Annotated in this window: 13 protein-coding genes; 11 read left to right on the top strand and 2 right to left on the bottom strand. The window is 70.8% G+C overall.

The window, feature by feature from the left end:
• The first annotated feature begins 10 nt into the window (after positions 1 to 10).
• A complete protein-coding gene (locus ACN20J_RS41365; RefSeq protein WP_190227378.1) occupies positions 11 to 2227 on the top strand; it encodes an OmpL47-type beta-barrel domain-containing protein in 2217 nt (738 codons plus the stop codon).
• A 28-nt stretch (positions 2228 to 2255) separates the two neighbouring features.
• Here ACN20J_RS41365 and ligD read toward each other — a convergent pair whose 3' ends face one another.
• Positions 2256 to 3290, bottom strand: coding sequence for a non-homologous end-joining DNA ligase (ligD, locus tag ACN20J_RS41360; RefSeq protein WP_361900869.1), 1035 nt, complete (start codon positions 3288 to 3290; stop codon positions 2256 to 2258).
• Between the two features lie 94 nt (positions 3291 to 3384).
• Between ligD and ACN20J_RS41355 the strand changes: the two genes are divergently transcribed.
• Positions 3385 to 4455 carry an ATP-dependent DNA ligase gene (locus tag ACN20J_RS41355; protein WP_190227376.1) on the top strand — a complete coding sequence of 357 codons (1071 nt, stop codon included), beginning with the start codon at positions 3385 to 3387 and terminating at the stop codon, positions 4453 to 4455.
• A gap of 233 nt (positions 4456 to 4688) precedes the next feature.
• Entirely contained in the window at positions 4689 to 5675 is a 987-nt protein-coding gene (locus ACN20J_RS41350; RefSeq protein ID WP_361900865.1) for a DUF3048 domain-containing protein, read from the top strand.
• A 27-nt stretch (positions 5676 to 5702) separates the two neighbouring features.
• Here ACN20J_RS41350 and ACN20J_RS41345 read toward each other — a convergent pair whose 3' ends face one another.
• Positions 5703 to 6176 (bottom strand): MarR family winged helix-turn-helix transcriptional regulator, encoded by a 474-nt coding sequence (locus ACN20J_RS41345; RefSeq protein WP_364184157.1) that lies wholly within the window; start codon positions 6174 to 6176, stop codon positions 5703 to 5705.
• 204 nt (positions 6177 to 6380) lie between these two features.
• Between ACN20J_RS41345 and ACN20J_RS41340 the strand changes: the two genes are divergently transcribed.
• From ACN20J_RS41340 to ACN20J_RS41305, 8 genes are all read left to right on the top strand, one after another.
• Entirely contained in the window at positions 6381 to 7163 is a 783-nt protein-coding gene (locus ACN20J_RS41340) for a CoA transferase subunit A (protein WP_190227373.1), read from the top strand.
• Positions 7163 to 7822 carry a CoA transferase subunit B gene (locus ACN20J_RS41335; RefSeq protein WP_190227372.1) on the top strand — a complete coding sequence of 220 codons (660 nt, stop codon included), beginning with the start codon at positions 7163 to 7165 and terminating at the stop codon, positions 7820 to 7822. The genes ACN20J_RS41340 and ACN20J_RS41335 overlap by 1 nt, the downstream gene beginning before the upstream one ends.
• On the top strand, positions 7819 to 9021 hold the full coding sequence (locus tag ACN20J_RS41330; protein ID WP_361919769.1) for a thiolase family protein: 1203 nt from the start codon (positions 7819 to 7821) through the stop codon (positions 9019 to 9021). The genes ACN20J_RS41335 and ACN20J_RS41330 overlap by 4 nt, the downstream gene beginning before the upstream one ends.
• 8 nt (positions 9022 to 9029) lie before the next feature.
• Positions 9030 to 9800, top strand: a complete 771-nt coding sequence (pcaH, locus tag ACN20J_RS41325; RefSeq protein ID WP_419667942.1) for a protocatechuate 3,4-dioxygenase subunit beta — start codon at positions 9030 to 9032, stop codon at positions 9798 to 9800.
• Positions 9801 to 9802: 2 nt separating this feature from the next.
• Positions 9803 to 10375, top strand: coding sequence for a protocatechuate 3,4-dioxygenase subunit alpha (pcaG, locus tag ACN20J_RS41320; protein ID WP_190227369.1), 573 nt, complete (start codon positions 9803 to 9805; stop codon positions 10373 to 10375).
• A 113-nt stretch (positions 10376 to 10488) separates the two neighbouring features.
• Positions 10489 to 11817, top strand: a complete 1329-nt coding sequence (pcaB, locus tag ACN20J_RS41315; protein ID WP_419669046.1) for a 3-carboxy-cis,cis-muconate cycloisomerase — start codon at positions 10489 to 10491, stop codon at positions 11815 to 11817.
• Entirely contained in the window at positions 11814 to 12962 is a 1149-nt protein-coding gene (gene pcaD, locus ACN20J_RS41310; RefSeq protein WP_419667941.1) for a 3-oxoadipate enol-lactonase, read from the top strand. Before pcaB ends, pcaD begins: the two co-directional genes overlap by 4 nt.
• An 86-nt stretch (positions 12963 to 13048) precedes the next feature.
• Positions 13049 to 13849 (top strand): SDR family NAD(P)-dependent oxidoreductase, encoded by an 801-nt coding sequence (locus ACN20J_RS41305; RefSeq protein WP_419667940.1) that lies wholly within the window; start codon positions 13049 to 13051, stop codon positions 13847 to 13849.
• Positions 13850 to 13880 lie beyond the last annotated feature (31 nt).

The following is a 13880-nucleotide window of genomic DNA, read 5'->3' as shown; positions in this document are numbered from 1 at the left end:
CGTGACGGACATGCGAAGGCGAAGAACTGGACGGCTGTGGACGGCACTTGTGGCGTCGCTGCTGATGGTGCTCGGGCTCGCGTCCACCCAGGCGTCCGGCCAGACCGACGGCGCTCCGGCCGGCGCGGCAGCCGCCGCGCAGACACTCACGTGGACGGCCGGCGACGACATCACCAAGTACGCGTCCGCCCCCACCACGGCGGTCGCGGGCCCCACGACGATCGTCTTCGAGAACAGCAAGGCGACCGGCAACACCATGGGAATGCCGCACACGTTGACGTTCGACGTGTCCGACCCGGAGTACCAGAACGACGTACCGCTGAACATCCTGGCCAGCCCGAACGACGACCAGGGCGGCAAGTACACGGCCGAGGTGACACTCACTCCCGGCCGGTACCGCTACTTCTGCACCATCCCCGGCCACGGCCAGATGCAGGGCATCCTCGTGGTCACCGAGGGCACCGGCGAGGACACCACCGCGCCGGAGACCGCGGCGGACGTGAGCGGGACGCAGAACGCGGACGGCGCGTACGTCGGTTCGGCGACCGTGACGCTCAGCGCGACGGACGCCGGTTCGGGTGTGGAACGGATCGAGTACGCGATCGGTGACGCGGGTGCCTGGCAGCCGTACACCACGCCGGTGGTGGTCGATCAGGTCGGCGCCCACAAGGTCCGCTACCGGGCGCTCGACAAGGCCGGGAACATGGCCGCCGAGAAGGCGGAGTCGTTCACGGTGGTCGCCAAGCCGACGGACGACACCACTCCCCCGGAGACGTCGGCCGCCGTGACAGGTGAGCAGAACCCGCAAGGGGAGTACCTCTCCATGGCGACCGTCACGGTGACGGCCTCCGACACCGGTTCCGGCGTCAACACCATCGAGTACGCGATCGGTGACGCGGGCGCCTGGCAGCCGTACACCGCCCCGGTCATGGTCCACGAGGTGGGCACCCACAAGGTGCGCTTCCGGGCCACGGACAAGGCGGGCAACGCGGCGGCCGAGAAGTCCGTCTCCTTCACCGTCGTCGCACCGCCCGAGGAGGACAAGACTCCCCCGGTGACCGGCGTGAGCGTCGACGGCACGAAGAACTCGTCCGGGGCGTACATCAACAACGCCAAGGTGACGGTGACCGCGACGGACGCGCACGGTTCGGGGGTCGAGGCGATCGAGTACTCGCTCGACGGCGGGCCCTACCTCGCCTACACCGCTCCCGTGGTGGTCGACCGCGTGGGCGCGCACACCGTGGCGTACCGCGCGCGTGACAAGGCGGGCAACACCTCCGACGCCCGGTCCGTGAGCTTCACGGTCGCCCCGGGCGGCGGTGTGCCGGCGCCCAACTGTGCCGAGTACGACGAGCGGTTGACGGTCATCGTCGGCACGATCGACTCGGGCGTGCCGAACCGGATCACCAACAGCCGTTGCCGCATCAACGAGTTGATCGAGGACGAGAAGGAGTGGACGTCCCACGCGCTGTTCCTCAAGCACGTGACGACGGTCCTGGACGCCCTCCTGAAGGAAGGTGTCGTCGTCCAGCGCGAGTACAACCTGATCAACAAGGCGGCCAAGCAGTCGGGCATCGGCAAGCCCGGCCAGACCGAGGGCTACCGGACGATCCTCGACGGTACGCCGGCGTCGTTCGCCAAGTGGCAGCACGTGGGCGGCGGTTCGTTCGGCCTGAACGCCGACGGGACCATCACCTCGGGCACGACGAGGGCCGGGCTCGGCATGCTGTGGTTCCCCGAGCGCAAGTACGGGGACTTCTCGCTGAAGCTCCAGTGGCGTGACGACGCGCCGGGCACGGGCAACGCCAACTCCGGTGTGTTCGTGCGGTTCCCGGGAGTCCACAACCACCCCGAGGAGTCCCGGCCCGAGTGGGTCGCCATCAAGTACGGGCACGAGATCCAGGCGTTCGACAGCCCAACCGGCGACATGTACAAGAGCGGTTCGATCTACGGCTTCGACCGCGTGGGTCTGGCCGGGGCCGGTGTCACCCAGAAGGGCACCTGGAACGACTACGAGATCCGTGTGGTGGACCAGCACTACTCGATCTACCGCAACGGTGTGCTGATCAACGAGTTCGACAACACCGGTGGCCAGGACTTCACCCCGCCGCGCTCGGACGACCCGGGCACGGACGGGCGACGGTTCGCCTCCGGCTATCTCGGACTGCAGGTGCACGGCACGACGGATGTCGTCTCGTACCGGGACATCAGGATCAAGGAGCTGTGATCAAGGAGTTGTGATCCAGACGCTGTGATCAAGGAGTTGTAGGGCCGTTCTCCTTCTTGTCCCTGGCCCTGCTCGGCTGTACCCGCTTGGGCTCACCCGGCATCTTCGGGTACTCGGGCGGGTACGGCAGGTCGCCCAGGCCGTGGTCGTGTTCGTCACGGCTGGCGAGTTCGAGCAGGGCTTCGAGTGAGTAGGCATGCTCGTCCATGTCCGCGTGCACATCGCCGAGTCGGGCGAAGCGCGCGGGCATGGTCGCGAGGTCGAAGTCACGGGGTACGGCGTCGGGGACCTCGTCCCAGGTGAGGGGCGCCGAGACCGGGGCGTGCGGGCGGGGGCGTACGGAGTAGGCGGAGGCGATGGTGCGGTCACGGGCCGTCTGGTTGTAGTCGACGAAGATCTTCTCGCCCCGTTCCTCCTTCCACCAGGCCGTGGTCACCTGCTCCGGCATCCGCCGCTCCAGCTCACGCCCGACGGCGATCGCGGCCCGGCGGACCTGGGTGAAGGTCCAGCGCGGCTCGATCGGCACGAAGACGTGCAGACCGCGGCCTCCGGATGTCTTGGGAAAGCCACGCAGATCCCCGTACTCGTGGAGCACTTCGCGCAGTTCGTGGGCGGCGCGGACGGCGTCGGCGTAGTCGGTACCCGGCTGAGGGTCGAGGTCGATGCGCAGTTCGTCGGGGCTGTCGACGTCATCACGGCGTACGGGCCAGGGGTGAAAGGTCAGCGTGCCGTACTGGGCGGCCCACAGGACGGCGGCGGCCTCCGTCGGACACATCTCGTCCGCGCTGCGTCCGCTGGGAAAGGTGATGTGCGCGGTGGGGATCCAGTCGGGCATGTTCTTCGGCGCCCGCTTCTGGAAGAACGATTCCCCGGTCACGCCGTCCGGGTAGCGCTCCAGGGTCGTGGGCCGGTTCCGCAGCGCGCGCAGAATGCCCGGGCCGACGGCGATGTAGTACTCGGCGAGGTCCCGCTTGGTGAACCCGCGCTCCGGAAAGAAGACCTTGTCCGGACTGGACAGCCGTACCGTCCGCCCGGCCACCTCCAGCTGCACCGCGTCTGCCATGCGAGCCACGGTAGGCGCACCGGGCGCGCCTCGCATATTCGGGTGCATGCCCCTACACCGGGCGAATCGTCTCCGGTCCGCGCAGAATCAGAACATGGATCTACCGGTGATGCCCCCCGTGAAACCCATGCTCGCCAAGTCCGTGGCCAGGATTCCTCCGGACATGCACTACGAGGCGAAGTGGGACGGGTTCCGGGCGATCGTTTTCCGGGACGGGGACGAGGTCGAGATCGGGAGTCGTTCGACGAAGTCGCTGGTCAGATACTTTCCCGAGTTGGTGGAGGCGCTGCGGGAGCGGTTGCCGGAGCGTTGTGTGGTCGACGGTGAGATCGTGATCGCGCGCGACGGGCGGCTCGACTTCGACGCGCTCACCGAGCGCATCCACCCGGCGGCCTCCCGGGTGAAGACGCTCTCCGAGCGGAATCCGGCGTCGTTCGTGGCGTTCGATCTGCTCGCGCTCGCCGACGAGTCGCTACTGGACGTGCCGCTGAGCGACCGGCGGGCGCTGCTGGTGGCGGCGCTGTCCGGCGCCACGGCTCCGGTGCATGTGGCACCGGCGACGACGGACATCGAGGTGGCGCAGCGGTGGTTCGAGCAGTACGAGGGCGCGGGCCTCGACGGGGTCGTCGCCAAGCCGCTCGCGCTGCGCTACGGGCGGGACGAGCGCCTGATGTACAAGATCAAGCACGAGCGGACGGCTGACGTGGTGGTCGCGGGCTACCGGCTCCACAAGAGCGGGCCGGTCGTCGGTTCGCTGTTGCTCGGTCTGTACGACGCCGGGGGGACGTTGCAGCACGTGGGGGTGTGCGCGGCCTTCACCATGAAGAGGCGTGAGGAGCTGATCGCGGAGCTTGAGCCGCTTCGGATGGAGTCGGCCGCCGGGCATCCGTGGGCGGCCTGGACGGAGGGGGAGGCGCACGAGTCGGCGCGGATGCCGGGCGCCCCCAGCCGGTGGACGGGCAAGAAGGACCTCTCCTGGCTCCCGCTGCGGCCGGAGCTGGTGTGCGAGGTGGCGTACGAGCACATGGAGAACGGCGAGCGCTTCCGGCACACGGCCCGTTTCCGCCGGTGGCGCCCGGACCGTACGCCCGAGAGCTGCACCTACGCCCAGTTGGAGGAGCCGGTCGGCTACGACCTGGCGGACATCCTGGGACCGCGGGACTGACCGGCGCCGACCGGACGGCCGACCGGATGGCAGTGGACGGCAGTGGACGGCAGTGGACGGGGCGTATGTGGGTACCCGGGTAGTCCCCGCCGGGCCCCTCCACATGTATCGATCGGTCATCAACTTGCGCTGATCGGCCGATCGGCGCGCGCAATCAGAACCGAGCGGGTAAGGCCATCAATGAACTTATAAGCACACAATCATCAATACGAGAATTGGTGGCAACGGTGGGCATGGGACGGATGGCGCTCAGGCGGCGCCGCACGATGACGGCGGCACTGCTGGCTGCCACGGTGGCCGCCGCCCTGGCGTCGGGCTGTACGACAGCCGGGAACCGGCTCGACGACGGGCGCGGGGACGTCCCCGACAGCACGGACAGCGGCAGCCCGGAGAGCGTGGCGCCCCGCGCTCCCTCACCGCTCGCAGTGAAGATCGACAACGTCCCCGCCGCCCGGCCGCAGACGGGCCTGGACGCCGCGGACATCGTGTACGCGGAGCAGGTGGAGGGCGGTCTCAGCCGGCTGATGGCGGTGTACGCGACGAAGCTGCCGAAGGCCATCGGCCCGGTGCGCAGCGCCCGCGAGTCCGATCTGGAGCTGCTGCGCCAGTTCAACGAGCCGACGCTGGCCTTCTCGGGCGCGCAGGGCAAGCTGATGCCGCTGATCGACAGGGCGCCGCTGCGCGCGGTGTCCCCGGAGGACGACGGGAAGGTGTACTACCGGGGGTCGGACAAGCCCACGCCGCACAACCTCTATCTGCGCCCCGAGCGGCTCCTGAAGTCCGTGCCCGGAGCGGACGCGCTGACGACGGGGTTCAAGTACGGGGCCGCGCCCGCGGGCGGGAAGGCCGAGAGCACGCGTACGGTCCGCTTCCCGGCGGCCCGTTTCACCTTCGACTGGGCGCAGGACCGGCAGCGCTGGCTGGTGTCGATGGACGGCAGTCCGACGGTCACGACGGACGGCAAGCGGGTGGCGGCCTCGACGGTCGTCGTGCAGTACGTGAACGTCCGGAAGTCCTCGTTCCGCGATTTCCTGGGCAACAACACCCCGTACACGAACACCGTGGGCACGGGGACGGCGAAGGTCCTGCGTGACGGCAAGGTCTTCGACGCCGGCTGGAAGCGCCCGGCGGCCGAGGACGGCACGGAGTTCACGACCACGGACGGCAGCCCCATGAACTTCGCGGAGGGCCAGGTCTGGGTGGTGTTCGCGAAGGCCTGACCAGCGAAGTCCTGAGCCTCAGCAGCCTCAGCTCTGCGTGACGAGGGGAGCCACCGGGGCGCCTGGGTTGCGCAGGCCCTCCGCCGCGTCCGACACCCGCTGGAGCAGATCGAAGAAGACGGTCTGCTCCTCGCCGGAGAGCGGTGCCAGGAAGACCTGGTTCATCCGCGCCGTCCGTACCGTCAGCTTCCGGTGGACGCGCACGCCCTCGTCGGTGAGGCGGAGCAGGAAGCGCCGGCCGTCCTGCGGATCGCGGACCTTGTCCAGGAGTCCGCGCCGGCCGAGGCGGCTGATGACCTCGGCGATGGTGGACCGGTCGAGCCCGACCCGCTCCCCCACCGAGCGCTGGTCGAGCCCCGGTTCGGCGACGAGTGCGTTCAGGACCGCGAACTGGGGTGAGGTGATCTCCTCGGAGACCATCGTGTTCCAGAGCAGGTAGTGCGCCTGCTGCAGCCGCCGGGCCAGGTGCCCGGGGTGGGCGGAGAGATCCACCGCGGTCATGTGCCCTCCTTGTTCGTTGGTGCACTGAACGATACCGGGCAGCCGCTCTCCTTGTCTCGCCGTACGACGAGACTCTGAGCTGCGGATTCCCTGGGGGTCTTGACGGTCAGGGGTTCGAATGGCAGCGTGTTTGAAACCTCGAAGAAATACTCAGTGCCCTGATTAATCGGGCCGCTGACGCTCGGCAGAGATGAGGCTTCGCAGATGGACAAGGTGGTCGCCACAGCCGCCGAGGCAGTGGCCGATGTGCCCGACGGCGCGACCCTGGCGGTCGGCGGTTTCGGGCTCAGCGGTGTGCCGAACGTGCTGATCGAGGCGCTGTACGAGCGCGGGGTCTCCGGCCTGGGCGTGGTCTCGAACAACTGCGGGGCGATGGAGTCCGGGCTGGCGGTACTGCTGGCGGCGGGCCGCATCGCCCGGGTCACCGGCTCCTACATCGGGGCGAACAAGGAGTTCGCGCGGCAGTACCTCGGCGGGGAGCTGGAGGTCGAGATGATCCCGCAGGGCACGCTGGCCGAGCGGCTGCGGGCCGGCGGCGCCGGGATTCCGGCGTTCTACACGCCGGCCGGGGTGGGTACGCAGGTCGCGGACGGCGGGCTGCCCTGGCGCTACGACGGCAGCGGCGGGGTGGCGCTTGCCTCGCCGCCGAAGGAGGTGCGGGAGTTCGACGGCACTGAGTATGTGCTGGAGCATGGGATCCGTACCGACTTCGCGCTGGTGAGGGCGGCGAAGGGCGACCGGCACGGGAACCTCGTCTTCAACAAGTCGACCCGCAACTTCAACCCGCTGGCCGCGATGGCCGGGCGGTTGACGATCGCCGAGGTGGAGGAGCTGGTGGAGCCGGGCGAGATCGACCCGGACGCCGTGCATCTGCCGGGCATCTTCGTGCAGCGGGTTCTCGCGCTTTCGCCCGAGCAGGCGAACTCCAAGCTGATCGAGAAGCGGACGACCTCGGCGCCCGCCGCAGAGGGAACGGTGAGTGCGTGATGGCCTGGAGCAGGGAAGAGATGGCCGCCCGCGCGGCGCGTGAGCTTCACGACGGCCAGTACGTGAATCTCGGCATCGGTCTGCCGACGCTGATCCCCAACTACCTCCCGCCGGGCGTGGAGGTGATCCTGGAGTCGGAGAACGGGATCCTGGGCACCGGCCCGTACCCGACCGAGGACCAGGTGGACCCGGACCTGATCAACGCGGGCAAGGAGACCGTCACGGTCCTGCCCGGCGCCTCCTACTTCGACTCGTCGCTCTCGTTCGGGATGATCCGCGGCGGGCACATCGACGTCGCCGTGCTGGGCGCCATGCAGGTGTCCGCGGGCGGGGACCTGGCGAACTGGGCCATCCCCGGCAAGATGATCACCGGGATCGGCGGCGCGATGGACCTCGTGCACGGCGCCCGTACGGTGATCGTGGTGATGACGCACACCGCCAAGGACGGCTCGCCGAAGATCCTTCAGGAGTGCGCGCTGCCGCTGACCGGCAAGGCGTGCGTCAACCGGGTCATCACCGACCTCGGCGTCCTGGACGTCACCGACGAGGGGCTCGTGCTCGTCGAGACCGCCCCCGGCGTCACCGTCGCGGAGATCGTCGCCAAGACCGCCGCGAAGGTCCGTATCGCAGACGAGCTCATCGAGGAGATCCAGTCGTGAAGGACGTCTACATCGTCGACGCGGTCCGCACCCCGTTCGGCAAGTACAGCGGGTCCCTGGCATCCGTGCGCCCGGACGACCTGGCCGCCCACGCCATCCGTGAACTCCTCGCCCGTACGCCGGAGTTGGACCCGTCCCGGATCGAGGACGTGTACTTCGGCAACGCGAACGGTGCCGGTGAGGAGAACCGCAATGTCGCCCGCATGGCCGGACTGCTGGCCGGGCTGCCGACCTCCGTGCCCGGCGTGACGGTCAACCGGCTGTGCGCCTCCGGCCTCGAAGCGGTCATCCAGGCCGCCCGCGCCATCGCGGTCGGGGACGCGTCGGTCGCCCTGGCCGGCGGCGTGGAGTCGATGACCCGCGCCCCCTATGTGCTGCCCAAGAACGACAAGCCCTTCCCCGCCGGGCACACCGAGATGTACTCCACCACCCTGGGCTGGCGGATGGTCAACCCGAGGATGGACCCGCAGTGGACCATCCCGCTGGGCGAGTCCGCCGAACTCATCGCCGACAAGCACAAGATCAGCCGCGAGCAGCAGGACGAGTACGCGCTCGGCAGCCACCAGAAGGCCGCCCGGGCGCAGGCGGACGGACTGTTCGACGCCGAACTCGCGCCGGTGCCGGTCCCCCAGCGCAAGGGCGACCCACTGGTCTTCGGCGCCGACGAATGCGTACGGGCCTCGACCTCGCTGGACGCGATGGCCAAGCTCAAGCCGTCCTTCCGCAAGGAGAACGGCACGGTCACCGCGGGGAACGCGTCGCCCTTGAACGACGGCGCCGCCGCCCTGCTCCTGGTCGACGAGGAGGGCCTGCGCGCCATCGGCCGCGATCCCCTCGCCCGCGTCTCGGCGACCGGTGTCTCCGCGCTCGACCCGGACTACTTCGGGCTCGCCCCCGTCGAGGCCGTCAACCGTGCACTCGCCAAGGCGGGCAAGCGATTTGACGATCTGTCAACTCTCGAACTGAACGAGGCGTTCGCCGCGCAGGTCCTGGGCTGTGTCGCCGAATGGCCCGAGTTCGACCCGGCGGTCCTCAACCCGCAGGGCGGTGCCATCGCGCTCGGCCACCCGCTGGGCGCGTCCGGCGCCCGGCTCGCCGGGACCGTGGCGCACCAGCTCGCCCGCAAGGGCACCGGGGTCGGCGTCGCCACCCTCTGCATCGGCGTCGGCCAGGGCCTCGCCCTCGTACTGGAGCGTTAGGAACTCTCATGGCTCTCACCCAGTCGGACATCGACACCGAGATCAAGGATCTCCAGGACGCCTACGACAAGGCGGTCGCCGGCGGCGCCCCGGTCCTGCACCACCCGCGGCGCGACTACGCCCCGTACCGCAGCTCGCTCCTGCGGCACCCCAAGCAGCCGCTGGTCGCCGTGAGCGGGGGCGACCCGGAGGCGGTCGAGCTGTCGGGGCCGGTGTTCGGGGTCACCGACATCACCGAGCACGACAGCGATCTGACCCTCCAGCACCGCGGCGAGCCGATCGGTGAGCGCATGACCGTGTCGGGCCGGCTGCTCGACCGCGAGGGCCGTCCCGTGCGCGGCCAGCTCGTCGAGATCTGGCAGGCCAACGCCGCCGGCCGCTACGCCCATCTGCGCGAGCAGCACCCGGCGCCGCACGACCCCAACTTCACCGGTGTGGGGCGGACCCTGACGGACGATCAGGGCCGGTACTCGTTCACCACGATCAAGCCGGGCCCGTACCCGTGGGGCAACCACACCAACGCGTGGCGGCCCGCGCACATCCACTTCTCCGTGTTCGGCACGGCGTTCACCCAGCGGCTCGTGACGCAGATGTACTTCCCGAGCGACCCGCTGTTCCGGTACGACCCGATCCTCCAGTCCGTGACGGACGAGGCGGCCCGGAACCGGCTGATCGCCACCTACGACCACGACCTCTCGCGGCCCGAGTTCTCGATGGGCTACGCCTGGGACATCGTCCTCGACGGTCCCTCCGCCACCTGGATCGAAGAAGGCCGTTGACCATGACCGAGACGACCGGGCGCCTGCTCCCCACCCCGTCCCACACCATCGGCCCGTTCTACGGGCACGCGCTCCCCTTCCCGGGCGGCGCCGAGGTGGCGCCGCAGGGCCACTCCGACGCGATCACCCTGCACGGGTACGTGTTCGACGGCGCGGGCACGCCGATCCCCGACGCCCTGCTGGACTTCTGGCAGGCGGCGCCCGACGGCTCGCTGAAGGGCGCGCCCGGATCGATGCGCCGTGACCCGTCGACGGGCGGGTTCGTGGGCCGCAACGGCGTCGACTTCACGGGCTACGGGCGGGTCCCCACGGACGCCGACGGGCACTACGCGCTCCACACGCTGCCGCCGGGCAACACCGGGTTGCCGTACATCAGCGTGTGCGTGTTCGCGCGCGGTCTGACGCACCACCTCTTCACCCGCGCGTACCTCGCCGACGGCGCTGACCCGCTGCTCGACTCGCTGCCGGCCGAGCGGCGCGCCACGCTGGTCGCGGCCGAGGGCGCGAACCGGACGTACCGTTTCGACATCCGCCTTCAGGGCGAAGGCGAAACGGTCTTCCTGGAGTTCCAGTGACAGCTGCCGCCCCTGCCGATCCCGGCGATCCCACTGGTTCGGGCGATCCCGTCGGTCCCGGTGATCCCGTCGGTTCCAGCGATCCCGGCGGTCCTCCCGGCTCGGACGTCGGCCTGCTCGCGCCCGGCCGTGCGGGCTCGCCCGCCGAGTCCGCTACCGGGGACCGCGCCTTCCTTCAGGCGCTGCTCGACGCGGAGGCGGCACTCACCCGCGCGCAGGCCTCGCTCGGCCTCGCCCCGGCGGAGGCCGCCGACGCGGTCACCGCGGCGGCCGACGCGGCGCGCTTCGACGTCCGCGATCTGGCGCTCCGCGCGCGGGGCGGCGGCAACCCGGTAATCCCGCTGGTCGCGGACCTGACTGCGGTGGTCGAGGCCGTCGACACCGAGTACGCCCCCTACGTCCACCGGGGCGCGACCAGCCAGGACGTCATGGACACGGCCGCCATGCTGCTCGCCGCCCGGACGCTGGACCTGGTCCTGGCGGACCTCGCCCGTACGGAGCGTGCGCTGGCGCGGCTCGCGCGCGAGCACCGGGACACGGTCATGCCGGGACGCACCCTCACCCAGCACGCCGTACCGACCACCTTCGGGCTGAAGGCGGCCGGCTGGCGGTCGCTGGTGCTGGACGCCAGGGACCGCGTGCAGGCCGTACGGGACGGGCTCCCGGCCCAACTCGGCGGCGCGGCGGGCACATTGGCGGCCTTCACCGCGTACGGCACCCCGGACACGGCTGCCCTCGTCGAGGCGTACGCCCGTGAACTGGGCCTCGCCGCACCGCTGTTGCCCTGGCACACCCTGCGCACGCCCGTCGCCGACCTGGCGGGAGCCCTCGCGTTCACCGCGGGCGCCCTCGGCAAGGCGGCCACGGACGTGCTCACCCTCGCCCGTACGGAGATCCGTGAGCTGAGCGAGGGCACGGGCGGCGGCTCCTCCGCCATGCCGCACAAGGCGAACCCGGTGCGCTCCACCCTCGTCGCCGCGGCGGCCCGCCGGGCGCCGCAGCTCGCCGCGACGCTGTACGGGTCCCTGGCCGCCGAGGACGAACGGCCCGCCGGTGCCTGGCACGCCGAGTGGGAGCCCCTGCGTGACCTGCTGCGGCTGGTCGGCGGGGCCGCGCGTGACACGGCCGAGCTGACCGAGGGGCTGCGGGTCCACGTGGACGCGATGCGCGCCCATCTGGACCTCACCCACGGCCTGATCGTCTCCGAGCGGCTGTCCGCCGAACTCGCGCCGGTACTCGGGCGGGCCCGCGCCAAGGAACTGCTCACCCGGGCGGCGCGACGGGCCACCACCGAGAACCGCACGCTCGTGGACCTCCTCGCCGAAGAGCCCGAGTTGAAGGAACCCGCGTTGAAGGGCCTCGACCTTGCGGCCCTCACCGACCCCACCCAGTACACCGGTTCCGCCGGAGCCCTCACCGACCGTGCCCTGGAGCGAAGTTGAGCACCCGACAGTCCCTTTCCGACGGCAAGTCGCTCCACCACCGCGCCGAGGGTCCCGTAACCGCTCCCCCGCTTCTCCTCGGTCCGTCCCTCGGCACGTCGACGGCCCTGTGGGACAAGGTCGCGCCCGAACTGTCCGTCACCCACCGGGTCGTGCGCTGGGACCTGCCGGGCCACGGCGACTCCCCCGCCGGACTGATCGGCCCCGGCGCGACCATCGCCGACCTCGCCGCACTGGTGCTCGCGCTAGCCGACTCGCTCGGCCTCGACCGGTTCTCGTACGCCGGTGTCTCGCTGGGCGGCGCGGTGGGGCTGCATCTCGCCGTCCATCACCCCGAGCGGATCGAGCGGCTCGCGGTGATCTGCTCCTCCGCCCACTTCAACGGCTCCAAGCCGTGGGAGGAGCGGGCCGCGCTGGTGCGCGCCGAGGGGCTGGCCGGGCTCGCGGAGGGGGCCGACGCGCGTTGGTTCACACCGGGTTTCACCGTTCCGGAGCTGGTCGAGGACCACCGGACGGCGGATCCGGACGCGTACGCCGCCTGCTGTGACGCGCTCGCGGCCTTCGACATCCGGGAGCGGCTGGCGGAGATCGGCGCGCCGACGCTGCTCGTCGCCGGGCGCGAGGATCCCGCGACGCCGCCCGCGCATCTGCGCGAGATCGCCGACGCGGTACCCGGTGCCGCGCTCGTCGAGATCCCGGGGGCCTCGCACCTGGCGCCCGCGCAGTGCCCGGAGGCCGTACTCACCGCGCTGCGCGCGCACTTCGACGGCGGCGCCAAGCGGGGCATGGAGGTACGCCGCCAGGTGCTCGGCGACACACACGTCGACCGTGCGCAGGCCCGGCAGTCGGAGTTCACGGCGCGATTCCAGGACTTCATCTCGCGATACGCGTGGGGCGAGATCTGGACCGATCCGACGCTCGCGCGCCGCGAGCGCAGCATGATCACACTGACCGCGCTGGTGGCGCACGGCCACTACGACGAGCTGGCGATGCACATCCGCGCCGCCCGCCGCAACGGGCTCACCCCGGAGGAGATCGGCGCGGTGCTGCTGCAGACCGCCGTGTACTGCGGGGTCCCGGCGGCCAACTCGGCGTTCGCCGTGGCCCAGCGGGTGCTCGCCGAGGAGGACGAGGCGGCCGGCTGACGTGCCGGCCGTCGGACGGTGCCCCTCTTGGTCGTACGCTCAGCAGCACCTCGTACGGACCGTGCCGCCGTGCCTAGGGTGAGGGCATGCCCACTGTTCTGATCACCGGTGCCACCTCCGGACTCGGCCGGTACGTGGCCTTCGAGCTCGCCCGTTCCGGTTTCGTCGTCCTCGCCCACGGCCGTGATCCGGGGCGTACCGAACGGCTGGTCGCGGAGCTGCGTACGGAGGGCGAGGCCCACGGGTTCGTGGCGGACCTGGCGTCGCTGGCGCAGGTGCGTGAGCTGGGCTCGCGGGTCGCGGCGGCGCACCCCCGGCTCGATGTCCTGATCAACAACGCAGGGGTGGGCTTCGGGATCCCCGGGGCAGGCCGGGAGGAGAGCGTCGACGGTCACGAGCTGCGGCTCGCGGTCAACTACCTCGCGCCGGTCGCCCTGACCCGTACCCTTCTTCCGGTGCTGCGCGCGAGCGCCCCGTCCCGCATCGTCAACGTCGGCTCGGCGGGCCAACAGCCGCTGGACTTCGACGACTTCGGGACGGCACGGGACTACGACGGGGTGACGGCGTACCGCCGCAGCAAACTCGCCCTGGCCGCCCACACGTTCGCCCTCGCCGAGGAACTCGCGGGCACCGGCGTCTCCGTCAACGTGCTGCACCCCGCCACCTTCATCGACACCGCGATGGTCCGCGAGGCCGGCGTCGAGCCGCTGTCCACGATCTCCGACGGCGCGGCGGGGGTACTGGCCCTCACCACCACGGAGTCGGGGCAGGCCGGCACCGGCCAGTACTTCGACGGTACGAGTCCCTCGCGGGCCCACGCGGAGGCGTACGACCGGGACATGTGGAAGCGCCTGGAGGCGGCGACGGACCGGCTGCTCGGAACCTGAAGGTGCCGGGCCACCGCCCCGTCCGCCCCCA

Source organism: Streptomyces sp. 2-1 (assembly GCF_048564895.1).
GTDB lineage: Bacteria > Actinomycetota > Actinomycetes > Streptomycetales > Streptomycetaceae > Streptomyces > Streptomyces phaeochromogenes.
This window is presented reverse-complemented; position numbering and strand designations above follow the sequence as displayed.